The 25764-nt window shown below is 68.8% G+C and carries 25 protein-coding genes and 1 tRNA gene; 11 read left to right on the top strand and 15 right to left on the bottom strand.

Going from position 1 to position 25764, the window contains the following annotated elements; genetic code table 11:
- Positions 1 to 23: 23 nt before the first annotated feature.
- Both ABZ412_RS10515 and ABZ412_RS10510 read left to right on the top strand, forming a co-directional pair.
- The gene (locus ABZ412_RS10515; protein ID WP_357278818.1) at positions 24 to 533 is read left to right on the top strand and encodes a DUF3558 family protein; all 510 of its coding nucleotides are present in this window, start codon (positions 24 to 26) and stop codon (positions 531 to 533) included.
- Positions 534 to 547: 14 nt separating this feature from the next.
- Positions 548 to 1045, top strand: coding sequence for a DUF3558 family protein (locus ABZ412_RS10510; protein ID WP_357278816.1), 498 nt, complete (start codon positions 548 to 550; stop codon positions 1043 to 1045).
- A gap of 18 nt (positions 1046 to 1063) precedes the next feature.
- Here ABZ412_RS10510 and ABZ412_RS10505 read toward each other — a convergent pair whose 3' ends face one another.
- From ABZ412_RS10505 to ABZ412_RS10475, 7 genes are all read right to left on the bottom strand, one after another.
- Positions 1064 to 1255: a hypothetical protein gene (locus ABZ412_RS10505; RefSeq protein ID WP_357086464.1), complete on the bottom strand. Its 192-nt coding sequence runs from the start codon at positions 1253 to 1255 to the stop codon at positions 1064 to 1066.
- A 179-nt stretch (positions 1256 to 1434) separates the two neighbouring features.
- On the bottom strand, positions 1435 to 2409 hold the full coding sequence (locus ABZ412_RS10500; protein ID WP_357278814.1) for an AraC family transcriptional regulator ligand-binding domain-containing protein: 975 nt from the start codon (positions 2407 to 2409) through the stop codon (positions 1435 to 1437).
- Positions 2410 to 2454: 45 nt separating this feature from the next.
- Positions 2455 to 3381, bottom strand: a complete 927-nt coding sequence (locus ABZ412_RS10495; protein ID WP_357278812.1) for an AraC family transcriptional regulator ligand-binding domain-containing protein — start codon at positions 3379 to 3381, stop codon at positions 2455 to 2457.
- A gap of 49 nt (positions 3382 to 3430) precedes the next feature.
- On the bottom strand, positions 3431 to 4345 hold the full coding sequence (locus ABZ412_RS10490) for an AraC family transcriptional regulator ligand-binding domain-containing protein (RefSeq protein ID WP_357278810.1): 915 nt from the start codon (positions 4343 to 4345) through the stop codon (positions 3431 to 3433).
- Positions 4346 to 4413: 68 nt separating this feature from the next.
- Entirely contained in the window at positions 4414 to 4605 is a 192-nt protein-coding gene (locus ABZ412_RS10485) for a hypothetical protein (RefSeq protein ID WP_357278808.1), read from the bottom strand.
- Positions 4606 to 4658: 53 nt separating this feature from the next.
- Positions 4659 to 6365, bottom strand: coding sequence for an AMP-binding protein (locus tag ABZ412_RS10480; RefSeq protein ID WP_357278806.1), 1707 nt, complete (start codon positions 6363 to 6365; stop codon positions 4659 to 4661).
- The gene (locus ABZ412_RS10475; RefSeq protein WP_357278804.1) at positions 6362 to 7999 is read right to left on the bottom strand and encodes an AMP-binding protein; all 1638 of its coding nucleotides are present in this window, start codon (positions 7997 to 7999) and stop codon (positions 6362 to 6364) included. Before ABZ412_RS10475 ends, ABZ412_RS10480 begins: the two co-directional genes overlap by 4 nt.
- 55 nt (positions 8000 to 8054) lie before the next feature.
- On the opposite strand from ABZ412_RS10475, the gene ABZ412_RS10470 reads away from it, so the two are divergent.
- Positions 8055 to 8915, top strand: coding sequence for a LuxR C-terminal-related transcriptional regulator (locus ABZ412_RS10470; protein ID WP_357278802.1), 861 nt, complete (start codon positions 8055 to 8057; stop codon positions 8913 to 8915).
- Between the two features lie 105 nt (positions 8916 to 9020).
- On the opposite strand, the gene ABZ412_RS10465 is transcribed toward ABZ412_RS10470, so the two are convergent.
- Both ABZ412_RS10465 and ABZ412_RS10460 read right to left on the bottom strand, forming a co-directional pair.
- Complete coding sequence (locus tag ABZ412_RS10465; protein ID WP_357278800.1) at positions 9021 to 9377, bottom strand: ribosomal subunit interface protein; 357 nt, start codon at positions 9375 to 9377, stop codon at positions 9021 to 9023.
- A 119-nt stretch (positions 9378 to 9496) separates the two neighbouring features.
- Positions 9497 to 10705, bottom strand: a complete 1209-nt coding sequence (locus ABZ412_RS10460) for a UDP-N-acetylglucosamine--N-acetylmuramyl-(pentapeptide) pyrophosphoryl-undecaprenol N-acetylglucosamine transferase (RefSeq protein WP_357278798.1) — start codon at positions 10703 to 10705, stop codon at positions 9497 to 9499.
- Between the two features lie 301 nt (positions 10706 to 11006).
- On the opposite strand from ABZ412_RS10460, the gene ABZ412_RS10455 reads away from it, so the two are divergent.
- The 4 genes from ABZ412_RS10455 (at position 11007) to ABZ412_RS10440 (ending at position 15204) form a co-directional block, all read left to right on the top strand.
- Complete coding sequence (locus ABZ412_RS10455; protein WP_357278796.1) at positions 11007 to 13169, top strand: germacradienol/geosmin synthase; 2163 nt, start codon at positions 11007 to 11009, stop codon at positions 13167 to 13169.
- 177 nt (positions 13170 to 13346) lie between these two features.
- Positions 13347 to 14042, top strand: a complete 696-nt coding sequence (locus ABZ412_RS10450; RefSeq protein WP_357278794.1) for a polyprenyl synthetase family protein — start codon at positions 13347 to 13349, stop codon at positions 14040 to 14042.
- 386 nt (positions 14043 to 14428) lie between these two features.
- A complete protein-coding gene (locus ABZ412_RS10445; protein WP_357278792.1) occupies positions 14429 to 14803 on the top strand; it encodes a hypothetical protein in 375 nt (124 codons plus the stop codon).
- A complete protein-coding gene (locus ABZ412_RS10440) occupies positions 14800 to 15204 on the top strand; it encodes a hypothetical protein (RefSeq protein WP_357278790.1) in 405 nt (134 codons plus the stop codon). The genes ABZ412_RS10445 and ABZ412_RS10440 overlap by 4 nt, the downstream gene beginning before the upstream one ends.
- Before the next feature lie 23 nt (positions 15205 to 15227).
- On the opposite strand, the gene ABZ412_RS10435 is transcribed toward ABZ412_RS10440, so the two are convergent.
- Complete coding sequence (locus ABZ412_RS10435) at positions 15228 to 16040, bottom strand: SAM-dependent methyltransferase (RefSeq protein WP_357278788.1); 813 nt, start codon at positions 16038 to 16040, stop codon at positions 15228 to 15230.
- A gap of 171 nt (positions 16041 to 16211) precedes the next feature.
- Here ABZ412_RS10435 and ABZ412_RS10430 point away from each other — a divergent pair, with 171 nt between their 5' ends.
- Complete coding sequence (locus ABZ412_RS10430) at positions 16212 to 17324, top strand: cytochrome P450 (protein ID WP_357278786.1); 1113 nt, start codon at positions 16212 to 16214, stop codon at positions 17322 to 17324.
- 24 nt (positions 17325 to 17348) lie between these two features.
- Here the strand turns inward: ABZ412_RS10430 and ABZ412_RS10425 are convergent, their stop codons facing one another.
- Complete coding sequence (locus ABZ412_RS10425; protein ID WP_357278784.1) at positions 17349 to 18158, bottom strand: class I SAM-dependent methyltransferase; 810 nt, start codon at positions 18156 to 18158, stop codon at positions 17349 to 17351.
- Between the two features lie 175 nt (positions 18159 to 18333).
- Here ABZ412_RS10425 and ABZ412_RS10420 point away from each other — a divergent pair, with 175 nt between their 5' ends.
- Positions 18334 to 19032: a phosphatase PAP2 family protein gene (locus ABZ412_RS10420; protein WP_357278782.1), complete on the top strand. Its 699-nt coding sequence runs from the start codon at positions 18334 to 18336 to the stop codon at positions 19030 to 19032.
- A gap of 3 nt (positions 19033 to 19035) precedes the next feature.
- On the opposite strand, the gene ABZ412_RS10415 is transcribed toward ABZ412_RS10420, so the two are convergent.
- From ABZ412_RS10415 to ABZ412_RS10405, 3 genes are all read right to left on the bottom strand, one after another.
- Positions 19036 to 20106, bottom strand: a complete 1071-nt coding sequence (locus ABZ412_RS10415; protein ID WP_357278780.1) for an amidohydrolase family protein — start codon at positions 20104 to 20106, stop codon at positions 19036 to 19038.
- A gap of 61 nt (positions 20107 to 20167) precedes the next feature.
- Positions 20168 to 21610, bottom strand: a complete 1443-nt coding sequence (locus tag ABZ412_RS10410) for an FtsW/RodA/SpoVE family cell cycle protein (RefSeq protein ID WP_357279035.1) — start codon at positions 21608 to 21610, stop codon at positions 20168 to 20170.
- 68 nt (positions 21611 to 21678) lie between these two features.
- Positions 21679 to 22680 (bottom strand): polysaccharide deacetylase family protein, encoded by a 1002-nt coding sequence (locus ABZ412_RS10405; protein ID WP_357278778.1) that lies wholly within the window; start codon positions 22678 to 22680, stop codon positions 21679 to 21681.
- A 124-nt stretch (positions 22681 to 22804) separates the two neighbouring features.
- Here ABZ412_RS10405 and ABZ412_RS10400 point away from each other — a divergent pair, with 124 nt between their 5' ends.
- Together ABZ412_RS10400 and ABZ412_RS10395 are read left to right on the top strand one after the other, a co-directional pair.
- Positions 22805 to 24127 (top strand): putative glycoside hydrolase, encoded by a 1323-nt coding sequence (locus ABZ412_RS10400; protein ID WP_357278776.1) that lies wholly within the window; start codon positions 22805 to 22807, stop codon positions 24125 to 24127.
- A gap of 430 nt (positions 24128 to 24557) precedes the next feature.
- A tRNA-Ala gene (locus ABZ412_RS10395) sits at positions 24558 to 24630 on the top strand.
- 716 nt (positions 24631 to 25346) lie between these two features.
- Here the strand turns inward: ABZ412_RS10395 and ABZ412_RS10390 are convergent.
- On the bottom strand, positions 25347 to 25718 hold the full coding sequence (locus tag ABZ412_RS10390; RefSeq protein WP_357278774.1) for a cytotoxic translational repressor of toxin-antitoxin stability system: 372 nt from the start codon (positions 25716 to 25718) through the stop codon (positions 25347 to 25349).
- Between the last annotated feature and the right edge of the window lie 46 nt (positions 25719 to 25764).

The raw sequence follows: 25764 nt of genomic DNA, 5'->3' as shown, positions 1-25764 counted from the left end.
GACGTTCACCTAGTCTGGTCCGCGTGACGAGAGCGACGCGCGCGGCGGTGGGGATCGCCTTGATCGGCCTGGCGGTCGCGGGGTGCGGGAACTCCTCGGATCAGCGGGCCGCGACCACGACCGCCGCGCCGAAGGCGGCCGCGCCGTCTTCCGACACCATCGGCCTGTGCGGCGGCGTATCCGATGCCGAGGTGGCCGAGGCCACAGGATCGACCGGTGCGCAACGGGTTTCGGCTAATCCGATCGGCTGCGCCTGGCAGCCCGCCACGGGCGGCGACTACGCCGTCACCTTCCACTGGTTCCGGGGCAGCTCGCTGCAGGACCGCCGTGACCAGGTCACCACCGGCAGTCCCGCCACCGTCCGGATCGCCGGGCAGCCGGGCATCGAATGGCGGGGCGCGCAATCCTGTGAGGTCGCGGTGACATTCGGCGACACCGACTTCATCGACTGGTCCGAACGGTCGAGCGCGCGCGCCTGCCAGGGCGTCGAGCAGTTGGCCGCGGCCACCCTGACCCAGGCGGGGCAGACCTGATGGCGCGCCCGGGAATGCGAATCACGGTGGCGGCCTTGTTGATCGCCGCCCTGTCCGGGTGTTCGCACGCCGACCGGCAGGCCGATGCCCGCCCCGCGGCCGATCCGAACCTACTGGCGGGCTGTGGCCCCCTGGAGGATCGGAAGCTGGCCGCGGCCATCGGCGTCACCGGTATGCGGCGGCAGAGCGAGCCCACGGTGTGTGACTGGACCGCTACGAATCCCGGTGGCGGCGCGGTCGACATCACCTATGCCTGGCTGCGGGACGACACGCTCGCACGGGAGGTGCGGATCGCCGACCGGTTCGGATACCGCGTGGAGCGGCTCGTGGTGCGGAACTTCGGCGGCATGTACTGGCGGGATCCGGCGGATCCGGGTGGTTGCGCTGTGACGGTGGCCGATACCGGCACCGTCACCTGGTGGGTGCGGAACCGCGATCACACCGCGCAGCCCGATCCGTGCGCAACGGCCATGAATCTGATGAACGCGACGCTCTCGGTCGACGGCATCTGACGCGCGCGGGAACCGATCTCAGTGCTCGAGGAACGTGGCGACGATGTTCCAGAACATGTTCGGGTCCACGGTGTGGAAATCCCAGCTCTCGGTGAGATTGTGGGTGGTGCTCACGATGGACTTGATATCGAAGTCGTGCCGGGTGGCGGTGCCCTTGGCCTCCACGGCGGTGACGACGTAGGCGGTGGCGGTTTCTGCGGTGTGGGGCACGAGGAAGCTCCAATCGAGTACCGATCCGGGGGAACGCGTGACAGTGTCCTGGCGTTTCCGTCCAGTCTGATTTCCGTCCGCCCGGTGCGGGAGTTCCGAAAGCGCCAAACCGATCCAGGACACGCCAACCTTGCTGTGGGGTTGCCGGAATACCGTACGGTAGGTGCGATTTCGGCTCCTCAACGGGGGTCTTCGGGGTCCGGATCGGCCCGGTCCCGCCACCGCTGCACCGCCCGCCGCAGGCTCGCCGGATCCGCGTAACCCAGGAATTCCGCCTGCTGGGCGCGTGGAAGGTGTTCGGCGCGTTGCAATCTGCGGCGGCGTGCGTGATCCACCTCACGCCGCCAAGTGGTTCCGGCCTCGGCCAGTCGGCGTTGGAGTGATCTCGGCGATGTCAGCAGCCGCCGCGCAACCACTTCCAGCGTCGCAGCGCCATCGGCGAGAGCCAGATCGATGGCGTCGCCGAGCTGCTCGAGCCAGGTCACCCCGGCCTCCGGAGTGGGGGGCAGGGTGGCCGCGTAGGTCAGCAGCACCGCCGTCAGCTCCGGGTCGGCCGACTTCATCGGCAGCGCCAGATCCGCGGCCCGCAGCGTCAGCGCGTCCGCCGGGGCGTCGAAATCGATTGCGCGGGTGCCGAACAGCTCGGTGACGGTGGCGAGATCGGCGGGAGCGGACTGCCGGAAGCTCACCCGCGCCGGCACCACCGGGTAGCGAGTGGCGGCCCGCGTCCGCCCCACGAGCAGCGCGAAAGTCGCCTGTATCAACAGTTCCCGGCCCCGGCAGTCCTCCACCCCCGACCGCACCTCGTAGCAGACCTCCTGCTCGTCGCGGCGCGCGACCCGGAAGCCGTAACTCGTGCTGAGACTGCCGGTATGGCGCACGCACGCCTCGAGCGCGTCGCCGAGCGTGGCCGCGGACAGGAACAGATACTCGAGCAGCCCGAACTCACCGGTGGTGCTCTCCTCGGACACGCGCAGCGCGATATCGGGATCCCCGGTCTCGCACTCGATCAGCTCCCACACCCGCAGGCAGTACCGGGACGACACCCGGGTGCCCTCACCACCTTCGCGCCAGGCGGGCACGCCCGCCGTCCGGGCGATCCGGTCGGCGTCGAGTCCGGCCCGCACCGCCCGCTCCAACGCGAACCGGGCCATGAGAATGCTGTCGTGACAATCGGATCGAGTGTTCACGGCCGACCGTCACCACGCGGCCCGGCGGCGAGCGTTCGCCAGCTCCCGACTCCAGCTGGTCCCGGCCGCGGCCAGCCGCCGCTGCACGGTGCGCGGGCTGGTACCCAGCCGGCGCGCGATATCGGATAGTGAGACGGTGTCGAGGGACGCCGCCGCCCGGAAGTCCGCGGTGTCGCGATCCGGTCCGGGTGGGGCCGGATCGCTCAGTGAATCGAGTTCGGCCGCAAGCAGATCGACCCAGGCCCGGGCGGGCGGCGTGGACAGGGTGGCGGCCGCCGCGCCGCGCCGCAGCACGGCGGCCAGGCCCGGATCGGCGGAATGCTGCGGCCGGTCGAGGTCCGCGCGGCGCAGCGTCAGGCTGTCGACCTCGGCCCCGAAATCCACTGCCGCCGTGCCGAAGAACTCCCGGTAGGGACCGTGTCGTCGGGGCGCGCGTTCTCGCAGGGTGACCGCCACCGGCGTGATCCGCGCCCGCGCGGCCAGCCGGGCCCGGCCGGTGAGGTAGGCGAAACTCGCCTGCGCGGCGACCTCCGCGCCCCGGCCCCGCGCCGCGCTCTCCGACGCGAACGTGACCTGCCGATCGGTCTCGGCGACCACGGCTACCCGCCGGTTGCCCGACAGCCGCGACCCGAATTCCCCTACGGCCCGGAAGCCTTCGCCGACCGTCGGCGCGGTCGCGAGCAGATAATCCATCATCCCCAGTTCCCCCATTCCATATCGTTCGGCCGCCCGCAGTCCCACGTGCGGCACATCCACCCTGCGCTCGAACAACTCCCACAAGCGGGGATAACACTGCCCCGGAACACTTCCCGCCGAGGCCTCCAGCGCGTACGGCCCGATCCCCGCCGCCCGCGCCAACGCCACCGGATCCACACCCACGGCCCGAGCCCGGGTGAGTACGAAGCGCGCCAGCAGCACGCTGTCCGATCCGGTCACCCATCCACCTTCGAGCCTGGAGATCCTGTACCGCAGTCGATCCCGGGCGTCATAGCGCGTCGTCCGGGGGCGGCGTCCCAGGCTCGGGGTCTTCGAAATGCCGCTTGCGGGCCCGATCGACCTCCAGCCGCCAGGTGGTGCCGGATTCGGCGAGGCGGCGCTGGAGGGTGCGGGGACTGGTGTACAGCCGCCGCGCGACCTGTTCGAGCAGCGCGTCGGTGCCGTCGAGCACCTCGGCCAATGCCGTGGCCACCCGGTCGGGCCATTCGGTGGTGCGCGGGGGCGGCGGCGGCATGGTGGCGGCGTGGCGGCGCAGCACCGCCGCCAGCATCGGGTCCGCGGTGATCTGCGGCCGCTCGAAGTCGGTGTTGCGATAGGTGATGCGATCCATCGGGGCGCCGAATTCCAGGCGGGCCGTGCCGAATTGCTCGGTGAACGCGTCCAGTCGGCGCGGCGCGCGCTCGCGCAGTTCGACGCACACCGGATCCATGGGCTGCCCGGTGATCTGACGCATGCGCGAGACCAGCGAGGTCAGCGCCATCTGCACCGACAGATCACGTCCGCGGCCCGCCATGTTGACGGTGTAGACGTCGAAGGTGGATTCGGTCTCGGTCTGCGCGCCGGCCTCGATGCGGAAGTTGGTGGAGATGGAGCCGACGTAGGGTCCCAGCACCCCCAGCCCCGCGCCGACGGTATCCGCGGTCGAGATCAGGTAGTCGATCAGCCCGAATTCACCGAGCCGGTAGCTGCCCGTGGCGCGCAGCGTGGCCTCCGGGTCGCCGAGTTCGTGCTCGAAGAGCTCCCACAGGCGCGGGAAGTAGTGACTCGATACCCGGGCGTCCCCGTCGGCCAGCAGCCAGCCCGGTATCCCGGCTTCCCGCGCCAGGCGGGCCGGATCCAGGCCCGCCGAGGCGGCGCGGGACAGCACGAAGCGGGGCAGCAGCACGGAGTCGGAGGTGTGCACGTGCCAATGGTGAGGGCAATTCCGGGCCGGAAACCCGGAATTCGCGGAACTGTGAGCGAGCCCGCTGGTCAGGCTCGGATGAAGGTGGCGGCGATGCCCCAGAAGCGGTCTCGGGCGACCGCGCGGAAATCCCATGTCTGCATGATGTTGTGGGTGGCGCTGACGATGCCGGACACGTCGAAGTCGTCGCGGGAGGCGGTTCCCTTGGCCTCCAGGGCGGTGATGACGTAGGCGGTCGCGGATTCCACGGTGTGGGACACGGGTGTTCCTATCTGTCGCAGGGGCAGGGCGGGTTGGTAGGGGTGGGGCGGGTTCAGCGGGTGGTGTCGGTCAGTACGTCCTCGTAGCGGTACTCGGTGGGGATGGTGACGCCTTCCGCGTGCGCCTGTTCCTCGCGGTGGCGCAGGTCCACGCGGCGGATCTTGCCGGAGATGGTCTTCGGCAGTTCGGTGAACTCCACCCGGCGGACACGCAGGTAGGGAGCCAGGTGGTCGCGGGCGTATTCGAGGATGGCGCGGGCGGTTTCGGCGTTGGGTTCCCATCCCGCCGCCAGCGAAACGTATGCCTTCGGCACGGCAAGCCGCGTGTCGTCCGGTTGCGGGACCACGGCGGCCTCCACCACGGCCGGATGCTCGATGAGCACGCTCTCCAATTCGAACGGCGACACCTTGTAGTCGGAGGATTTGAACACGTCGTCGGTTCGTCCGATGTAGGTGATGTAGCCGTTCGCGTCCCGGGCCGCGACATCGCCGGTGTGGTAGTAGCCGCCCGCCATGACCGCGGCATTGCGTTCGGGATCGCCGAGGTAGCCGGTCATCAGGTTGACCGGCGCCGCGGACAGGTCCAGGCAGATCTCGCCCTCGTCGGCGAGCTGCCCGGTGATCGGATCCACCAGCGCCACCGGCACACCCGGAGCGGGACGGCCCATGGAGCCGGGCACCAGCGGCTGTCCGGGCGTATTGCCCACCTGCAGGGTGGTTTCGGTCTGGCCGAAGCCGTCACGGATGGTCAGGCCCCACGCCTTCTCGACCTGCGCGATGACATCGGGGTTCAATGGTTCACCCGCGCCGAGGATTTCGCGCAGCCCGGCCGGACGCTCGCCCAGATCGGCCTGGATGAGCATGCGCCACACCGTGGGCGGCGCGCAGAACGTGTTCACTTCGGCCCGGCGCAGCTGTGTGAGCAGGGCGGCGGCGTCGAAACGCGCGTAGTTGTAGACGAAGACGGTGGCCTCGGCCAGCCACGGCGTGAAGAAGCAGCTCCAGGCGTGCTTGGCCCATCCGGGCGCGCTGATGGCCAGGTGAGTGTCGCCGGGCCGGACGCCGATCCAGTACATGGTGGTCAAATGACCGACCGGGTAGCTGATCTGGGAGTGCTGCACCATCTTCGGCTTGCTGGTGGTGCCGGAGGTGAAGTACACCAGCAGCGGATCGGTCACCTCGGTGACCGACCGGAACGGACCGGCCGACTCGACCGCCGCGGCATCGGCGTAGTTCTGCCAACCGGAGACGGCCCCGCCGACCACGATCCGGGTGTAGTCGCCGGGCACCTCGTCGAACTTGCCCGCGTCGCCGTGATTGGCGATGACGAAGCGCGCTCCGGCCCGCTCGATCCGGTCGCTCAGGTCGGCCGGGCCCAGCGCGCCGGTGGTCGGCATGATGACCGCGCCCAGTTTGGCCACGGCCAGCATGGCCTCCCACAGCTCGACCTGATTGCCCAGCATGAGCATCACCCGGTCGCCCTTGCCCACGCCCAGCCCGGCCAGCCAGGTGGCCACCCGATCCGAGCGCTCGGACATCTCGGCGAAGCCGACCTTCTGCTCGGACCCGTCCTCCTCGACGATCCAGAGCGCGGGCCGGTCGTTGCCGCGGGCGATGACGTCGAACCAGTCAATCGCCCAGTTGAATTCACCGGACAGTCGCGGCCACTCGAAATCGCGCACCGCCGCGTCGTAGTCGGTGGCGGCGGCCAGCAGACCATCACGGGCCGCCCGATAGGCCTCGGTATTGACGTTGCTCACGCGTTCTCCTCGGTCAGTCCCAGTAGCCGCGCGCTGATCTCCCGCATCTCGACCTTGCGAATCTTGCCGGTCACCGTCATCGGGAACTCCTCGACGACGTGCACGTAACGCGGCACCTTGAAATGCGCGAGCTTGCCGGTGCAGTACTCGCGCAGGGTCTCGGCGGTCAGCTCCGCCGCCCCGGGCCGCAGCCGGACCCAGGCCATCAGCTCCTCGCCGTACTTGGCGTCGGGCACACCGATCACCTGGGCGTCGATGATGTCGGGATGGGTGTAGAGGAATTCCTCGATCTCGCGCGGGTAGATGTTCTCGCCGCCCCGGATCACCATGTCCTTGATCCGCCCGGTGATGGCGACGTACCCGTCGGCGTCCATGGTGGCCAGGTCGCCGGTGTGCATCCAGCGCGCGGAATCGATGGCCTCCGCGGTCTTCTCGGGCTGACCCCAGTAGCCGAGCATCACCGAGTAGCCGCGCGTGCACAGCTCGCCCGCGGTGCCGATCGGCACCGTCACCCCGGTCACCGGGTCCACGATCTTGACCTCGATGTGCGGCCCGGCCCGGCCCACGGTGGCGGTGCGCTGCACCAGCGAATCGTCGTGGCGGGTCTGGGTGGACACGGGGGAGGTCTCGGTCATGCCGTAGCAGATGCTCACCTCGCGCATGCCCATCCGCTCGATGACCTGCTTCATCACCTCCACCGGGCACGGCGATCCGGCCATGATGCCGGTGCGCAGCGAGGACAGGTCGTAGGCGTCGAAGTCCGGGTCGGCCAGTTCGGCGATGAACATGGTCGGCACCCCGTACAGCGAGGTGCAGCGTTCGGCCGCAACGGCTTCCAGGGTGGCGCGGGCGTCGAAGGCCGGGGCCGGGATCACCATGGCCGCGCCGTGCGTGGTGGCCGCCAGATTGCCCATCACCATGCCGAAGCAGTGGTAGAAGGGGACCGGGATGCAGATGCGGTCCAGCTCGGTGTAGCCGCACAGCTCGCCCACGAAATACCCGTTGTTGAGGATGTTGTGGTGGCTGAGCGTCGCGCCCTTGGGGAAACCCGTTGTGCCGGACGTGTACTGGATATTGATCGGATCGTCGGTGGACAGCGCCGACTGCGCCGTCGCCAGCAGTTCCGGATCGGCCGCGCGCCCGGTGGCGAACAGGTCCCGCCACTCGGTGCTGTCGAGCAGCACCACCTGCTCCAGCTCCGGGCACTCCGGGCGGACCTCGTCGATCATGGCCGCGTAGTCGGAGGTCTTGAACGCGGGCGCCGCGATGAGCAGCCGGATCCCGGCCTGACCCAGCACGTAGCGCAGCTCGTGGGCCCGGTAGGCCGGGTTGATGTTCACCAGGATCGCGCCGATCTTGGCGGTCGCGTACTGGGTCAGGGTCCACTGCGGGCAGTTCGGCGCCCAGATGCCCACCCGGTCGCCCTTGCCGATCCCGGCCGCCAGCAGGCCCAGGGCCAGGGTGTTCACCTCGTCGGTGAACTCGCGGTAGGTCCAGCGGACGCCGGTCGTGTAGTCGATGAGGGCCTCGCGGTCCGGATGCGCCGCGGTGGTCCGGTCCAGGTTCGCCCCGATGGTGTCGCCCAGCAGGGGAGCGTCCCAGACTCCGAAGGTGTAGCTCGTGCTCTCGGTCACACCAGTAGGATCTACGTCACACCCAGCCTCGACTACCCCCGAAAGGGGCTACCCGATGACTACGGCCGCCGACGGGCTCCTGCGCCCCAGCGACGGCGACGCCCTGCGCGCCGAGTTGCGCGCGCTCGCCGCCCTGAGCAAGCTGCCGGTCGTCTTCGGGGGCGAGGTGCACGCGGGCACGCTGGTGCTCAGCGAGTTCGTCGGAACCCGGACCAACGGCATGCGGGGGCTGGCGGTGGCGTACAGCTCCGGGCTGGGCGGTTCGGCGGTGGCGACGGGCCGCCCGCGCTCGGTGGCCGACTACCGCTCGGCGTCCACCATCACCCACCACTACGACGTCCCGGTGCTGGGGGAGGGCCTGCGCTCGGTGGTGGCGGTGCCGGTGGTGGTCAAGGGCGAGGCGCGCGCGGTGATCTATGTCGCCAATCGTGAAACGGGGGTGATCGGCGACGGGGTGGCCGACGAGATGGTGCAGGCCGCGCGGCGGCTCAGCACGGAACTGGCCATCCGCGACGAGGTGGATCGGCGGCTGCGGCTGTCCTTCGCGCGAGAGTCCCTGAACAGCGCCAATGTGATTGCCACCGAACAACTCCGGGATCTGCACGCCGAACTGCGGGGGATCACCCAGGTGGTCTCCGACGCCACCGCGCGGGCGCGGCTGCGGGACGTCACGGAGAAACTCGCCCGCCTGGTGTCGGGGGTGGCGGCTGCCGACGACGCGGTGACGCTGGCTCCGCGCGAACTGGACGTGCTGTCCCATATCGCCCTGGGCTGCACCAATGTGGAAGCGGCCCAGCGGCTTTCGGTGAGTCCGGAGACCGTGAAGAGCTACCTGCGCAGCGCCATGACCAAACTGGGCGCGCACAATCGCCACGAGGCGGTCGTGCGAGCACGCCGCCTCGGGCTCCTTCCGTAAACGCGTCCCACGGGATGGGGCTTCAGCTGCCCCGGAGAATCGAACTCGTCCTACCCGGGTGGGCTTTCAGGGGCCGGCCCCGGAAAGCCCCGAGAGTCGGCCGGGTCAGTCCGCCACCAGGTGGCGGATGGATTCGCCGCCCTTGGCGTGATGCAGTCTTCCGAACTTGCTGTCGAGCAGGTGCGCCATGCTGTCGGCGGCCCCGGTGTAGGCGTCCTCGACGGTGGCCGCGCGATGCGTGGTGGCGACCGGCGGCTGGCCCTTGGGCCGGGCCTCGAGGGTGCACTTCTTGTCTTCGGAACCACCCTTGTGGCCGTTCACATCGGTGATGTGGGCCTCGACCCGGGTGAGATGATCCGCGAACCGGTCCAGAATCGCAGCGATGGTATCGGTTGCATCCTGGGCGATCGCGCCGCCACCGACGTTCTTGTCGGCGAAGACCTGGATTTGCATGGCTGGCATCTCCAATCTTCTCGGTAATAGCCGAGAACTTGCTGACACCTTCGACCATACCTACCCGGGCTGAGACCCGCCTGTGGGATCGCTCGCGTGGGACCGGAATCACCACGCGGCGAACCGATTCATCGCGTGGCGAGGTCCAGCACGGTCAGGGCCAGGTGCTCGGCGGCCTCCGGGTGTCCGAGGGCGCGGGCCGCGGCGGAAACGGCTGCGCGGGTCTCGGATTCGGTGAGCAGCTCGGTCAGGGCGGCGCGCAGATTGGCGGCGGTGGCGTCCTCGCCGATCAGGGCGCGGGCCGCATTGTGGTCGGCCAGGATCCGCGCGTTGCGGATCTGCTCCCCGCCCACCGAATGCGGGTAGGGGATCAGCACCGACGGTTTGCCCAGCGTGGTGAGTTCCGCGAGAGTGCCCGCGCCGGAACGGGATATCACCACATCGGTGAGCGCCAGCACGTCCGGGAGCTCCGGGCCGATGAACTCGCGCACCAGGTAGCGGCCGCGCACGTCCTCGGGCAGGGTGGCGGCGAAGTCGCGCACCTGCTCGAAGGAAAGCCGCCCGCACTGGTGAATCACGTTGGCGGAGTGCAGCAGTTCGGGCAGCAGCTCCCGGATCAGATCGTTGATCTGCACCGCACCCTGCGCACCGCCGGTGATGTAGACGGTCGGCAGGCCGGGGGCGTAGCCCTCCCAGTCGAGGGCCCCGACCGCCGCGGCGGGGTCGCCGGTGGCGAGCGCGGGCCGAATCGGGTTGCCGGTGACCAGGGCCCGGCCCCGGACCTTGGCGGGCAGCATGCCGATGGAGGCCTCGGAGGACAGCGCGATGCGGTCGGCCATCCGGGCCAGCAGCAGGTTGGCCTTGCCGATGCCGGTGGTCTGCTCGTGGATCACCAGCGGGCGACGGCGCAGCGCGGCCGCCATGCCGATGGGGGCGCACACGTAGCCGCCGGTGCACAGCACCGCGTCCGGCCGGAAGCGGCCCACCACGCCCTGGGCGGTGAGCACGCTGACCGGCACCCGCAGCGCGTCGCGGGCATTGTCCTTGTTGAGCATTTTCAGCGGATTGCGGTCGCGCCGCAGCTTTCCGGCCTTGATGCCGGTGAAGTCGATGTCGTTCTCGGCCGCCACCCGCTGCTCGAGACTGTCGGGCACGCCGACCCACAGCACCTCGGCGGTGGCGCCGGCCTCGGCGGCCAGATCGCGCAGCGCCCGGACCGCTGCGACCGCCGGATAGGTGTGGCCGCCGGTGCCGCCGCCGGCGACGATCACCCGGACCCGGCCACGATCGCCCAGCCGCTGCAGGATCGGGGTGCGGTCGGCGGCGGGATTCGACATGGACGATCCTCCTGGGCGGGGTGGGTCGGGTGGGTGGGGCAGCGCCCAGGCTATCCCGGGAACGGCCGCGGGGACCGGTCCGGGAGGTACCGGTCGGTCGGAGAAGATTGCGAGGTGTTGGCGAGACGGCTACGGGCCTTTACCATGGTTGTGACACTGATCACGTTGTCGCAGTGAGAGTCACGTCTTCGCAGTGCAGTTCCTACGCGGTCCCGTTCGGCATTTCCCCGAGTAGCGATATTTCCCAAAAGCAGTGCTCACCGGCATGTCCTATTGATCAGCCCAGCGAGAGGGCCCCGCATTGAAGCCCTTCACCCTGCCCGATTTCTATACGCCGCACCCCGCCCGGCTCAATCCCCATCACGACTACGCCCGCGTCCACGCCGCCGAATGGGCCGAGCGCCTGGGCATGCTCGGTGAGCCCGGGGTCGACGGCAAACCCATCTGGGACGCCGAGAAACTGGAGCGCATGGGGTACGCGCTGCTGTGCGCCTACACCCATCCCGATTGCGACGCCGAGACTTTGACGCTTCTGACCGAGTGGTACATCTGGGTCTTCTACTTCGACGACTGGTTCCTCGACGCCTACAAGCGCACCGGCAACCGCGCCGAGGCCACCCGCTACCTGGCGCGCCTGGAAGAGTTCATGGCCGAACCGGGCTGTCCCGCACCGGAACCGGAGAACGCCTCGGAGGCCGGGCTGGCCGACTGCTGGGCCCGCACCGTGCCCGCCATGTCAGAGGGCTGGCGGCGGCGCATGCGCCACTCCACCCACAACCTCATGGTCGAATCCCTCTGGGAATTGGACAATATCGCCCGCGACCGGGTCGCCAATCCGATCGAGTACATCGAGATGCGCCGCCGGGTGGGCGGCGCGCCCTGGTCGGCCGCGCTGGTGGAATTCGCCTGCGGCGCCGAGGTGCCCGACCGTTTCGCCGAGGAGCGCCCGCTGCGAGTGCTGTGCGAAACCTTCTCCGACGCAGTGCATCTGCGCAACGACCTGTTCTCCTACGAACGCGAGGTGCGGGTCGAGGGTGAGAACGCGAACATGGTGCTGGTGCTGGAACGGTTCCTGGGTTTACCCACCCAGGCGGCCGCCGAGCTCACCAATGACGTGCTCACCTCCCGCCTCGGGCAGTTCGAGCACACCGCCCTCGCCGAGGTGCCGCAGCTGTTCACCGAACGCGCGGCCACTCCCGAGGAACAGTTCGCGGTGACGCGCTACACGCTGGGACTGCAGGACTGGCAGTCCGGTGGGCACGAATGGCATCTGCGGTCGAGTCGCTACATGAACAGCGGCGTCGATCGGGGCCCGACCGGGCTGGGCACCGCCGGCGCACGGCTGCGGCCCGGGCTGCGGGTACAGCTGAATCAGCATGTGCCGCCGCCCCGGGTGGCAGGTCCGCTGCCCGTCACCGGGCTGGAGATGCCCTATGTCGTAGGGGTGAATCCGCACGTGGAGCTGGCCCGCGCCGATGTCTCGAAGTGGGCGGCCTCGGTGGGACTGCTGGATCCGCGGGTGGGCTGGACAGCGGAATCGCTGACGGACGCGGACTTCCCGGCGCTCCTGGCTATGGCCGACCCCGAGGCCGACGCGGAGACCTTGATGTCGCGCTCGCGCTGGTGCGCCTGGGGCAGCTACGCCGATGATCTGGGGACCCGGGTGTTCCGGGCCGATCCGGTCTCGGGCCGGGATCAATTGCGGCGCTTACCCCTTCAGCTGAGCGAGAGCGCGCCGGCGCCGTCCAGTCCGCTCGAATTCGGTCTGGCCGCGCTGTGGCGGGAGACGTCGGCGGTGTGCGACGACAGTGGCCGGAATCGACTGCGTGCGGCGCTGATCGAACTCGTCGACGGCTGGATCACCGTGCTGGAGAATGAGACCCGGAACCGTTTGCCGGATCCGGTCGACTATCTCGAATTGCGGCGGATCACCTCCGGCGGTCCCTTGTTCGGCGCGCTGGATGCTCTCCATTCGCCCGGAGTTGTCTCGGATCCGGCGGTCGCGGAACTCGCGGACTCCGGTATCGTCCGGCAGCTGCACCATTCGGCGCAGGACTACGCCGGTCTGGTCAACGATCTGTACTCGTATCAGCGGGAAATCGAATATGACCACGAGTTGCACAATCTGGTGTATCTGACGCAGTCGTTCCTGGGCTGTTCGCGGGAGCGCGCGTCGGCGATCGTGGTGGACCTGGCCAATGAGCGGCTGCGGCAGTTCGAACTCGTTGTCCGCGATCAGCTTCCGGGCTTCATGGCCGATCATCAACTGTCGGAGGAGGTCCGGGCCGCGCTGCTGACGCACGTCGATCGGCTGCGCGATCACATGGCCGGAAACCTGCACTGGCACATCAGGACCGGACGCTACTCCGAGGCGGCGCTGCGCGTGTCGCGGCCCAGGCCGGCGTTCGGCCGCCCGCTGGGGCCGTTCGTCAGCGTGCACGCCGTCCCCGCGGCTCGTCGCTGAGCCGGTCGGCACCCACATCTCGCGGGGCCCGGTGCCCATCGGGTCGGCGCCGGCCCGGTCGGGTCCGGCGATCACGAGTCCGCAGCAGTTCACTGGAGGTTGCCATGAGTTCGTCGACAGCGGCCGGTCCCGCGTTTTCTCACCGGAAAGGCACGCGGGACAGTGGAATCGGGCTCGATGAGCGGGCCCCGTACCTACTGCGGCGGGCCAAGACCGCTGCTGCGGGTCGCGTTCGACACCCTGCCCAGTGAATTGCGCCTGATGGCCGATTACCACGTGGGCTGGTGCGACGCGAACGGTGTGGTGGCGGAGGGGGAGTCGGGCCGGGGACTGCGCCCGGCGCTGGTGCTGGCGGCCGCCGCGGCCCTGGACGCCGAGCCCGCCGCCGCCGTGCACGCCGAGCCCGCCGCCGCCGTGCACGCCGCGGCCGCGGTCGAGATGGTGCACAACTTCACGGTCATCCACGACGACATCGTGGAGGGTGGCACCGTGCGCCGGGGGCGTCCCACGGTGTGGCAGTTATGGGGTGTGGACGATGCGGTGCTGGTCGGGGACGCCCTGCACAGCCGGGCCATCTGGACCCTGGCCGACGCCCCGGCGACCGCGACGCTGGACAGCATCGCGCGGCTGGCGGACGTGGTCATCGAGCTCTGCCTGGGCCGGCATCACGACCGGGCCCAGGAAGGCTCTGGATCGCGAATCGGCCGCGCACGCCGCGGATCTCATCGCGCGTGCGGGCGGAAAGGCTTGGGCGCAAGCGGAATCCCTGCGCCATCTGCGCGCCGCCGCGGACATGCTGGGGGGACGTCCCGCCGCGGATCTGCTGGCCCTGGCGGAATGCGTCGTCCCGCGCGATCGGTGAGTCCTCGATAATCGCGCCGATTCGAAATCAGACAAATCAATTCGACCGAGCGGTTCATATTGCGCCGCAAAATAATTCCGTCGGGAAAAATTGTGACTCCGCGCTGCCTCTGTTAATAAGACTTGACCCCTGTGACGCGCGGGTAGCGGATCGCTTGCGCTGGTGATGCTGGTATCCCGCCCAGTGAATTCGGTAGCCGCGAAGGGACTTAAGTACTCGATTCGCAGGAATCCATTGCCCCAAAACTGCTGGGCTGTCACGATATCCCACACGCGGCGAGCGAGTTTGGTGCGATTCGCCGTCGAAATATTCACCAGGCGTGCGCATTTCGCTGTCGGCCGCGGTCGGTCGCACATTCGCGCCATGTCGTTCTGCCTATTTCCCCAGGAGTTCGCGCATGACTACGGGACCTGTCGCCGGACCCGGGCGCCTACCGGTGTTGGACCGCGAATCGGCCCGCGAACTGGTCCGGGAACTGGTGCAGGCGGCGGCCACCACGCGGACCGGGGTACTGCGGGTGACCGGGGAGCCGGGCGGCGACCTCCACATCGTCCACGGGCTGGTGGTCACGGTGGACTCGCCCGGTGCGCCCGGGGTGCGCGAATTGCTCGCGCGCCCCGGGCGCACCTCCACCGGGGAGGCCGATCTGCGCGTGGTGACCATGATGGCCGCGGTGGACGGCTGTTTCGCCATCACCTCAGGCTGGATCGGCAACTGCTTCTGGCAGTCGGGCACTGACCTCGAATCCACCGACGCGCACCCGGCAGCATGACGGATCGAATCGCGACGCTGGTCAAGATGCTGCGATCGGACGTGCCCGACTGCATCGCCGCGGGCGCCATCGATATGGCGACCGGCATGTTGCTGGCCGTGGAGACCGTCGACAACCACCCCACCGAAGTGCTCGATCTGCTGGCCGCGGCCACCCTGGAGCTGTTCCAGGGCCGCAATGTGGTCATGATCGAGAACATCTGGAAGGAGCGCCGGGGCATCCGCTCCGACCGCCACTACTTCCAGGAGGTCCTGGTCAACAGTGACAACCTCACCCACCTGTTCGTGAGGACCGAGAGCCGCGAGGATGTGGTCGTGGTGGTGGTGTGCCGCAAATCGGTCAATGTGGGCATGCTCTTCGCGCAGGCCCGGCGGGTGCTCAAGGATGTCGGCAGGTTGTGACCACGCGGCTCGGCGCGGACCGGTCAGGGAATCCGGGCCACCGCGCCGAGCATGGACACCGCCTCCGGTCGCGGATGCGGCCGATACTCCTCCGGCCGCCACAGCGTGACCGCGGTGATGCCCGGCGGGACCAGGGTGAAGCCGTCGAAGAACTGGGCGAATTCGGCGCTCGAGCGCAGTTGGAACGGCACGCCGCTGCGGGTGTTGGCCTCGGCCGACCGGGCCAGATCATGCTCGTCGAAGTAGTCGTTGGTGGCGTGCGACATGACCAGGTAGCTGCCCGGCGCCAGGGCGTCGGTGAGGGTGCGGATCAGCTCGTAGGGGTGCTCGTCGTCGGGCATGAAGTGCGCCACCGCCACCACCATGAGCGCGACCGGCTGACTCAGGTCGATGGTCGAGCGTAGGTCGGGGTGATCGAGGATGCGCTTCGGGTCGCGGAGGTCCGCGTCCAGGTAGGCGGTCCGGCCCTCGGGGGAGCTGTCGAGCAGGTGCCGGGCGTGCACCAGCACGATGGGGTCGTTGTCGACGTAGACGATGCGGGATTCGGGGGCGATGCCCTGGGCGATCTCGTGCACATTGCCCGCGGTGGGCAGGCCGGTGCCGATATCGAGGAACTGGCGGATTCCGGCTTCACCGGTCAGATATGCGACGGCGCGCCGCAGGAAATTCCGATTCTCGACCGCGGCGAGCTGGACTGTCGGAAAAGCCTCGGCGACCGCGTCGGCGGATTCGCGATCCGCGGGGAAATTGTCCTTACCACCCAGCCAATAGTCGTACCGGCGGGCCGGGTGTGGTTTGGTGGTGTCGACGCGCTCCGCCGCTGAATCCGAGTTCACAACGCTCCCAATCCTTTTCGGCTACTGTCTGACTATGTCAGCTCCAGTTGCGGATCGGTAGCGGCGGTCCCGCGCCCGCGCCGCGACATCGCCGGAAGGTTCGTCATGCAGTTGCGATACAGCCCGTTCGATTTCGAAGTCCATTCCGATCCGTACCCTTACTATGCCAGGTTGCGCAGCGAGGCCCCGGTCTACCGGAACGAGACCGACGATTTCTGGGCCCTGTCGCGCCACGCGGACGTGCTCGCCGCCCTCCGCGATTCGGATCGTTTCTCCAGCAAGAACGGCCTGCGTATGGAGCCCGCCTTCTGGGGCCCGCAAGCCGAGCGCTTCTTCTCCTTCGTCGCCATGGACCCGCCCAAGCACACCCGGCTGCGCGGCCTGGTGACGCGGGCCTTCACCGCGCACCGGGTGCAGGCGCTGGGGCCGCGGCTGCGCGAGATCGCGGTCTCGATGCTGGAGCCGCTGCTCGCGCGCGGCAGCTTCGATCTGATGGCGGAGTTCGCCGGGCCGTTCCCGACCGAGGTGATCTCCGAGCTGGTCGGCGTGCCCGAGGGCGATCGGGAGATGCTGCGCAAGCTCGGCATGGAGATCATGTACACCGAGGAGGAGTCCACCGACCTGCGGCCCGAGGCCATGCAGGCGATCGGCGCGCTGGTCGGCTACTACACCGAGCTGACCATCGAGCGCAGCAAGTCCCGCCAGGAGGACCTGCTGTCCGGCCTGCTCGACGCCGCCGAGGGCGACGACCGGCTCACCCCCGAGGAGATCGTGGGCGTGCTGATCCTGCTGGTCGGCGCGGGCATCGAGACCAGCATGCTGACCTTCGGCAATGCCTGGAACGCCGCCGCCCTGCATCCGGAGGCCCGCCGCGCCGCGCTCGACGGCCGGATCGACGACTGGATCGACGAGGCCATGCGCTGGGATCCGGCCACCCAGACCCAGCTGCGCACCACCACCGAGGCGGTCGAACTGCACGGCGTCACCATCCCCGCCGATGCCCGCGTGCTGCTGCTCACCGGCGCCGCCAACCGCGATCCGGAGGTCTTCGCCGACCCGGACACCTTCGACCTGGACCGCGACACCTCCGCCTCGCTGGTCTTCGGCAGCGGCCGCCACCATTGTCTGGGCTCCAACCTGGCGCTGCTGGAGCTGCGCACGGCCCTGCAGGAAATCGCTTCCCGCGTAGCGGATTTCGAGGTGGACACCGCGGGCAGCAAGCGCATCCACGCCTCCAACAACCGCGGCTTCGCCACCCTGCCGACCACGGTCACGCTGCGCTGAGCCGAGCAAGCCGGGTCGAGCTGATCAGGGCTTGCGGGCGATCCCCCGGATCGCCCGCAAGCGCCCGTCCGCGAGTGCCTCGGTCAGGTGCTCGATCTTTGCCGGAAAGTTCGCGATGAAGGATTGCAGGCCAACGGGATTCGGCGGATTCGCCAGCACCATCCGCATGACGGTGGTTGCCTGCTCGGTGAGGTCCTCCCACCGCTCCACCGTCAGGCCCGATCGTTCGACGGCCGCGCGCAGTTCGCCGGCGGTCACCAGGTGACTCTGGTCCGCGCGGTCCGCCCACGGGAGCGGGAAGTCGGGCTCGCCCTCGGATGCGGTGGTGATATCCCAGATGGCCAGCAGGCCACCGGTATCCAGCACCCGATGCGCCTCGCGGTAGAGGCCGTCCTTGTCGGCGATGTTCATCTGCACGTGCTGGCTGACGATCGTGTCGAAGCTGTTGTCCGCGAACGGTAGATCGGTGACGTCGCCCTGCCGCACCGTGATCCGATCATCCAGTCCGACAAGCTTGTTGATCCACCGCGCCGTCTCGCAGTAGTCCTCGGTCAGGTCCACGGTCGTGACCCGGCATCTCCGGCTGTCGGCGATGAATCGCGCGGTCCCCCCGATCCCGCTGCCGGCATCCAGCACCCGCGAATCCGCGGTGATTCCCGCCAGTTCCACCAGCGCGCCCGTGGCGATCCGGCCCATGGTATGGAAGTCCTCCACCAGCGTGAGATCGGTGAGCCGCACACGGCGGAGGTCGTACCCCGCCGTGACCAGAGCATTTTCGATGCCGATCCGGGAGACGCCGGACAAATAGGGAGTGTCGATCGAAATATCGTTCATGTCAGCACTCTTCTTCCGAAGGCTGGATGGTCATTTAGTAATCAGCCGATGCTTACATATCCGAGTATGCGACTGTTTCGGCTCCACCGCCAGTGCCCCATGGTCACGGCCCGTACCCACCACTGGGACCCGACTCTCGAGATTCTCTCAGCGAAGGCGTGGCAACCTCGATGACATGCCGTCCACACCGCCCACGCCGAAGGAGACAGCGCCGACGACACCACCGGCCGACTACACGCTCACCGGTGTGTTCATCGCGTCCGTGCTGGCGGCGATCATCATCGCCCTCACCTGCGTGGTGGTCTGGGCGCACGGTCCCGCCGGACCCGACGCGGCCTGGTTGCAGTGGTTCATCGACCACCGCACCGACACCTGGACCACGGTCGCGAAGGCGATCAGCGCGGCGGGCGACACCACGTCGGTCACGGTCTACTCGACGCTGGCCTGTCTGTTCCTGGCCTGGCGCAGGTATTGGGACCGGGCCGTGCTCGTCGCCGTGACCTCGGCCGGGGCGGGCCTGATCGTCTTCTTCGGCAAACTCCTGATCGGGCGCGACCGTCCGCCGGTCATCGATCACCTCGTCACCGAGACGAACCACTCCTATCCCTCCGGCCACACCCTCGGCTCGACGGTGGTGCTCGGGATCCTGGTCGTCGTCGCACTGCCCTGGCTCCGGCCGGTCGCCAGGGCCGTGGTGACCGCGCTCGCCGCCCTGTTCGTGCTCGCCGTCGGCTTGTCGCGTCTTTATCTGGGCGTGCACTGGCCGACGGACGTGCTGGCAGGATGGCTGATGGGCGCGTGCTGGCTCACGATCTGCCTGACCCTGAGCCCGCTGACCCGCCTGGTGACCGATCGGCTGCCCGTCCGCGACTGAAACCTACCGGGGGACCGGGGTTCCGGCGGACCAGATCTGACGGATGCGCGTCGTCGCGGTGATGTCGGCGAGCGGATCCGCGTCGAGCAGAACGAGATCGGCGCGCAGTCCCGGGGTGATCGCCCCGCGATCCGCGAGACCGAACCGTTCGGCGGGCCCCGCTGTTGCGGCGTGCAGGGCCTCGGCGGGGGAGAGCCCCGCCGCGACCAGCAGTTCGAGTTCGTGGTGCAGGCTCGCCCCGAACGCGGGATTCATGGGGACGCCGGGATTGGCGTTGGCGTCGGTGCCCGCGAGAATCGGGATGCCCGCGGCGTGCATGGCGGCAACCGACGCCAGGCACGCGCCGAACGCGTCGGGAAAGCCCCGCACCGCGGCCATCCCTTCCATCATGGTGAGGGTGGGGACCACGATCGTGCCCTCGGCGGCGATGCGTTCGATGGTGGCGGCCGGGAGCGGATTGCCCGCGGGGACGTGGGTGATGACGTCCGCGCCCGCGTCCAGCGCCATGGTGTACGCGCCGGGGGTGGCCGCGTGGGCGATGACGAGCAGGCCGCGGGCATGGGCCTCGGCGACGACGGCCTTCGCGGAGGCGGCGTCCGGGCCGCCCTCGCCGGGGGCCTCCAGCACCAGCTTGATGTAGTCGGACCCGGTCGAATGACGCTGGGCGACAGCCGGTTCGGCCTGCTCCGCGCCGCGGATGATGGCGGGTTCGCCGAGGAACTTGCCGTGCATGCCGTCGGGTCCGACGATGGCGCGGCCCGCGCTGCGAATATCGCTGGTGCCGACGGTGTTCCGGAGGTCGGCGACCACCTCGGGCTCACAGGCCATGTCCAGGCCGGTGGTGACGCCGTGCGCGGCGAGCAGCGCCGGGGTGTCGTGGTCGCGGATGTGGACGTGGGCGTCGATGAGGCCGGGCAGCAGGACCGCGCCCGCCGCGTCGATGCGGTCGGCCCCGGTGTCATCGGCGCCGATGATCGCGCCGTCGATGACGATCGTGGTCGGTTCGGTCAGTCCTCGGCCGTCGAAGACGCGCACATTGTCGAGGGCGGTCCGGCCGGTACTGGAGGAAGTCACCGGTCCAGCATGCTCCCGGTTCGGGCTGTGCGGCAGCGCAATCGGATCGATGGCCTCCGGTTCAGCGGCGGCGGGGCAGCAGGCGGCGGGACACGTGGGCGGTCAGGTCCTCGGCGATCGGCGGCACCGGGGCGGTGGGGCGCGCGGGCGGCGGCGGGGCCGACCGGGCGTCGCCGGAGATCCGGATGAGCAGCGCCAGGATGATGTAGTTGGCGAGCAGCGAGGAACCGCCATAGGACATGAACGGCGTGGTCAGGCCGGTCAGTGGAATCAGTTTGGTGACACCGCCGACCACCACGAACAACTGCCAGCCGATGGAGAACGCCAGTCCGCCGCCCAGCAGTTTGCCGAACGCGTCGCGGGTGGTGAGGGCGGCGCTGAAACCGCGCACGCACAGGATCAGGAACAGCGCCAGCACCCCGGCCAGCCCGGCCAGTCCGAGTTCCTCGCCGATGGTGGAGATGATGAAGTCGGTCTTGGCGAACGGCACGTCCTGCGGCCGGCCATTGCCCAGGCCGGTGCCGATCAGCCCGCCGGTGCCCATGCCGAACAGGCCCTGCGAGATCTGGTATCCCGTCGTGTAATACGTGGCCAGCGGGTCCTGCCACACCTGTACGCGCACCCGCACATGCGCGAACAGCCCGTAGGCGATGATCGCGCCGACCGAGAACATGGCCAGCCCGATCAGCAGCCACGACGCCCGCCCGGTCGCGATGTACATCATGGCCAGCACCGTCCCGAACACCAGCAGCGAGAAGCCCAGGTTCTTCTCGTACACCAGCACCAGCACCGCGACGAAGGTGACGAGCAGCAGCGGGGCCAGATCGCGCAGGCGCGGGAAGGTCATGCCCAGGAAGCGTTTTCCCGCCGTGGTGAACAGATCCCGGTTGGCGACCAGGAAGGCGGCGATGAAGATGATCAACAGCACCTTGGCGAACTCACCGGGCTGAATCGAGAAGCCGCTGATCAGAATCCAGCTCTTGCCGCCGTTGACCTCACTGAAGCGGGACGGCAGCAGCGCGGGGATGAGCAGCAGGATCACCCCGGCCAGCCCACAGGTGTAGCCGTATCGCGCGGGTTTGGTGTGATCGGGCACCAAGGCCAGCACCAGTACGAACAACGCCATGCCCAAGCCGGTCCAGATCAGCTGATGCGCCGAATCCGACGAAGGGATCGGCTTGCCCGCGTGCGCGGCCTGCGTCGCCTCCGCCCGGTCGAGCCGATCGATGAGAACCAGCCCGATCCCGTTGAGCAGCGCCACGCACGGCAATAACACCGGATCGGCCGCCGGCGCCCACCACCGCACCGCCAGATGCGTGACCAACACGAACACGGTGAAGACGACCAGCGCCCGAATGCTCTGCCCGTCGAACCCGCTGCCGGTGGTGGAGGTCATGGCCAGATACGCGAACCCGGTCAGCGCCAGCGCCGCCGCGCACAGTAGCAATTCGGCGTTGCGCGGAACCCGTCCGCTCGACCTCGCCGGGGCAGGGCTGTGCCGAATTGCGCTCACACCGAACAGTATCGCGCGCGTCCGGAGGAACAGGAGCCAAAGCGCCAGGCTGCGCGCGGTCAGTACGGCTGCGCGGTCGAGTTCCAGCTCACGGACAGTTCCGCGGCGGCGGCGCGCGGGAACGAGACATGCGTGGCGTCGCCGTCGGAGGTGTAGCGCTCGGCCGGGTTGGCCGCCAGCCAGTCGAGCCAGTAGCCGGAGTCGAACGCGACGGGGCCGCGGCCGGACCGGATTCGGGGGATGCCCGCCGGGTCCAGGGCCGCCGTGAAAGGCGAGGCGGCCGGGTTGGAGCCGACCAGCAGGACGCCGCCGAACCGGTAGGGCGTGCCGTCCCAGCTGCCCGCGCGGGCCAGGCCGTGGTCGGCGGGATAGACGCCGAGCGGCAGGGCCATGGACCGGATGGTGGTGCCGGGGGCGGCGGTGGTGATGGCGCGGATGTTCTGGACCAGTTCGCGTTGCACGTCGGCGGGCGGCAGCTGGCCCAGATTGGCGTGGGTGGCGGTGTGCGCGCCGATGTCGTAGCCGTGGCGCACCAGCCAGGGCAGGGTGCGGGCGTCCTCGCCGAAGGGTTCGTTGTTGATGAAGAAGGTGGCGGTGGCCGCGAAATCCGGGTGGCGGGAATGGAATTGCTCGAGCAGGCCGACGGCGCAGTCGGGGGTGGGGTCGCCGGCCGGGGTGAGGGTCAGCTGGCTGCCGGTGGAGTCGTCGAAGGTGAGGATCACCGGATGGGTGCCCGCGGGTAGGTCGATGACGCCCGACAGGTACTCGGTGATGGTGATCGGGCGGTAGCCCTCGGTGTGGAGCCGCTCCAGTTCGGCGGTGAATTTCGCCGGGGTCTGGTCGTATTCGCCGCCGGGTGCGGCTTCGACGCGGTGGTACATGAGGATCGGGATCCGGCCCAGCTCATTGGCGGCGACCGCGGCCGGATCCGGTGGCTTGGCCGCCGCCGGGGGCGGGGCGGGCGCGGCCGCCGGGCTCGGAGCGGTGGATCCTCCGCACGCGGTGGCGGTCGCGCACAGCAGCGCCGCCGTGACCATTCGCAGCATGGTCGACGCCTTCATCGCCGCAACGCTACGCGGCGACAACGGTTTTGACGTGATCTCCGCGAAAATCGGACGTTGTTCGCATACAGGCGAGATAGTGATGCCCAACAGCCGTCTGTGGAAGTTGGTGTCTAGGTTGCTCATGCGACTCCGGTCGATCCGCCGTCGGCGGTCCGCTCTGCTCGCGATCGGCGCGGTGCTGTGCCTGGTGCTCGCCGCGGTGGTGTTCGTCTTCGGCCGCAGCCGCCCCTCGGCCGCCGTCCAGCCGCCCACCCTGGACCTCGCACCGACCCCCGCAGCCACCTCCTATCGGGACCCGGTGCTGGTGCGCGGCAAGGCGATCGGCGCGAACCAGGTCGCGATCGGCGACCAGTCGGTGCGTCCCGGCCCGGACGGCTCCTTCGAGATCCGGCTGCCGCATGGTCCGGTCGACGCGACGGTGGTGGCCACTGGCGCGGCGGGGGACACCGTCGTCAGCCCGGTGAAGGTCGAGGTGACGTTGCCGCGCATTCGCGCTGTCCACGTCACCGCCTACGCGTGGGCCTACGACCCGATGCGGGAGGCCGTGCTGGATCTCGCCCGTCAGGGCCGGATCGACACCGTGCAGCTCGACATCAAGGACGAGGACGGCATGATCGGCTACGACTCGCAGGTGCCGCTGGCCCGCGAATCCGGTGCCGCCACCACGATTTACGACGCCCCGGCCGCGCTGAAGCAACTGCACGACATGGGGTTGAGGGTGATCGGCCGCATCGTCGCCTTCCGCGATCCAACCGTCGCCGTGTGGGCCTGGCGCAACGGCCATCCCGACTGGGTGATCCAGAACGCGGGTGGCCAGCCGTACTCCAGCGGTTACGGCGCGATCGCGTTCACCAACTTCGCGAGTCCCGAAATCCGGTCCTACAACCGTGATCTCGCCGTCGAGGCGGCGAAGCTCGGCTTCGACGGCGTCATGTACGACTACATCCGCCGCCCCGACGGCGGGCTCGGCGGCATGCAGTTCCCGGGGCTCACCGAATCCCCGTCGGACTCGATCGCCAACTTCCTGCGCGACTGCCGGGAGCCGATCCACCAGGCCGGTGCGTCGTTGAGCGCCGCCGTGTTCGGTATCGCCGCCACCCGGCCCGACGAGATCGCCCAGGACATCCCGGCGATGGCGCGCTACTCGGATTTCCTGGCGCCCATGCTGTATCCGTCGCACTGGCATGCCGGGGAATACGATGTCGCGAGCCCGAACTCGCAGCCCTACGACATCGTGTTCCGGTCGCTGCAGGACTTCCGGGCGCGCACGGCGGGGACCAGTGCGCAGGTGATTCCGTGGCTGCAGGACTTCAGTCTGGGCGTCTCCTACGGGGACGAGCAGGTGAAGGCCCAGATCGACGCCACCTATGCGGCGGGGTACAACGGGTTCTTCCTGTGGAACCCCGCGGTCACGTACCACCCCGGGGCGATGATCCCCAGCTAGCCGTCGTGCTCAGCCCCCGTGCAGGGTCGCGCCCAGCGGGGCGACGGTGATCCGCCCGTTCCGATCCGCGGCCACGAGCATGTTCCCCGTCCACCGACACCGCGGTGACCTGCCCGTCCAAACACCCCGGTGTCGGCACCTTCCGCCACGGACCCCCTGACTCCCGAGGCCGCGTGTACAGCGACCCGCCCCGCAGCACAACCTCCGCGAAACTGTTGAATCCCTGTGTCCCATCCCGCAACTCGACCGTAGGCGGGAAACTCACAGTCTCCGCCGCAGCCGCCGACCTCAACACCGAGTGCCCCGTCATCCGTGCGACCCAACCCACCACTTCCCCCGAAAGACCCACCTTTACCAGGCGATTTGCACACCCCCAACCCCCATGGTGTACCTTCGTCCAGTCGCCGGGTATTCCCAGCGACAACCGCAAGGGGCTATGGCGCAGCTGGTAGCGCACCACACTGGCAGTGTGGGGGTCAGGGGTTCGAGTCCCCTTAGCTCCACCCATCGTGTCATTGCACGAACCGACTCCATTGGGGCTGGTACCGCAGAGGCGGTACCAGCCCCAATGTCGTTTCCGGGTTGGAGGATGCGGAAGGTGGGGACGGCAGCCGGTCCGATCAGGTCGGAGAGCACGAAGGTGGCAAGGTCCAAGGCTCCGCGGCTCGACCGTTTTGACTCGATGGCGCTGCCGGGCAAGAGAAGTCGTTCTCCCCGGACCGAGGGATTCACAGAAAGCGAAGGGTCTGCCTACTCACCGAGTTTGCTTAGCCGATCCTGTACGCGCTGGGTAGAGACGAATTCGAGTGCTGTGATCTGGTTGGCGGTAAGCACTTTGCGGTGGAAGGAGGGAGTGGAGGCGTCGTCGCGGTCGCGGAGGTGAAACCAGGTGCCGGCGTCCGGACATCTGCGGCGGTGCACGCGGCGTTCACTGCACGCCCCTACCGAGATGCGTATGAGTTTTGCTATTCATTCTGGATTTCGCCCAGGTACCTCGAATGTGTGCCCGAGCAGCCCGGATACCGTTGGCGTGTTCGGCGTTTGGGGTGGCGGCTATAGGACGCCGGGCACCTGCCGACCCATCCGCGCACCCAATCGCTGCCCCGTCCGCCGCTGTGATGTCGTCTCGGCCGTTCATCGGGCATCACCGCCGAGCTGGTGCCAAGGTGGTAGCCCCACGGTTCTCCGGGCTTTCATCTAAATGAGGAGTCGGCGGAGCTCACTGTTCAGCCCAGAATTGGTTGAGCCGGGCTACCGCCTGATCTTTGGTCATCTCCTCGATTTCCCCTGGGGTCAGGTGAACCAGGCGTATGAGCTTCTCGACGATACCGAGAGGGATTGGCTCCTTGTCGGGGATCATGACAGATTCTGGGGTGCGCGCTGGACGAACTCGATCGTTTACGCATGCCCAGAACTGGGCTTCGCTGACCTCGAGTTGGTCCTTCAGGATCTGGCACCACAGCTTGGATCCGTAGTCGGTGTTGTCCATGGGCCGCGAGATCCGGGTACGCAAGACACGACCGTCCGAAAGCGGCAATTCCCATGTGCTGTGGTGCCTGACCACACCACCTGTGGCGTTGCGGACGCGCACCCATTCATCGTGGTGGCAGAACGTTTCGTGAGCCTTCTTGTTACCC

The organism is Nocardia sp. NPDC005746 (assembly GCF_040630785.1).
In the GTDB taxonomy this organism is placed as follows: Bacteria; Actinomycetota; Actinomycetes; order Mycobacteriales; family Mycobacteriaceae; genus Nocardia.
The sequence above is the reverse complement of the archived record's forward strand: the minus strand, read 5'-3'. Positions and strand labels throughout refer to the sequence as shown.

What these genes read in the sequence shown, in the direction of transcription:
- ABZ412_RS10450 (WP_357278794.1), top strand. Translation starts at nt 13,347, where the DNA reads ATGAGCGGGCCCCGTACCTACTGCGGCGGGCCAAGACCGCTGCTGCGG.
- ABZ412_RS10400 (WP_357278776.1), top strand. Translation starts at nt 22,805, where the DNA reads ATGCGACTCCGGTCGATCCGCCGTCGGCGGTCCGCTCTGCTCGCGATC.
- ABZ412_RS10465 (WP_357278800.1), bottom strand. Translation starts at nt 9,377, where the DNA reads ATGCCAGCCATGCAAATCCAGGTCTTCGCCGACAAGAACGTCGGTGGC.
- ABZ412_RS10425 (WP_357278784.1), bottom strand. Translation starts at nt 18,158, where the DNA reads ATGAACGATATTTCGATCGACACTCCCTATTTGTCCGGCGTCTCCCGG.
- ABZ412_RS10440 (WP_357278790.1), top strand. Translation starts at nt 14,800, where the DNA reads ATGACGGATCGAATCGCGACGCTGGTCAAGATGCTGCGATCGGACGTG.
- ABZ412_RS10460 (WP_357278798.1), bottom strand. Translation starts at nt 10,705, where the DNA reads ATGTCGAATCCCGCCGCCGACCGCACCCCGATCCTGCAGCGGCTGGGC.
- ABZ412_RS10420 (WP_357278782.1), top strand. Translation starts at nt 18,334, where the DNA reads ATGCCGTCCACACCGCCCACGCCGAAGGAGACAGCGCCGACGACACCA.
- ABZ412_RS10510 (WP_357278816.1), top strand. Translation starts at nt 548, where the DNA reads ATGCGAATCACGGTGGCGGCCTTGTTGATCGCCGCCCTGTCCGGGTGT.
- ABZ412_RS10500 (WP_357278814.1), bottom strand. Translation starts at nt 2,409, where the DNA reads ATGGCCCGGTTCGCGTTGGAGCGGGCGGTGCGGGCCGGACTCGACGCC.
- ABZ412_RS10405 (WP_357278778.1), bottom strand. Translation starts at nt 22,680, where the DNA reads ATGAAGGCGTCGACCATGCTGCGAATGGTCACGGCGGCGCTGCTGTGC.
- ABZ412_RS10445 (WP_357278792.1), top strand. Translation starts at nt 14,429, where the DNA reads ATGACTACGGGACCTGTCGCCGGACCCGGGCGCCTACCGGTGTTGGAC.
- ABZ412_RS10470 (WP_357278802.1), top strand. Translation starts at nt 8,055, where the DNA reads ATGACTACGGCCGCCGACGGGCTCCTGCGCCCCAGCGACGGCGACGCC.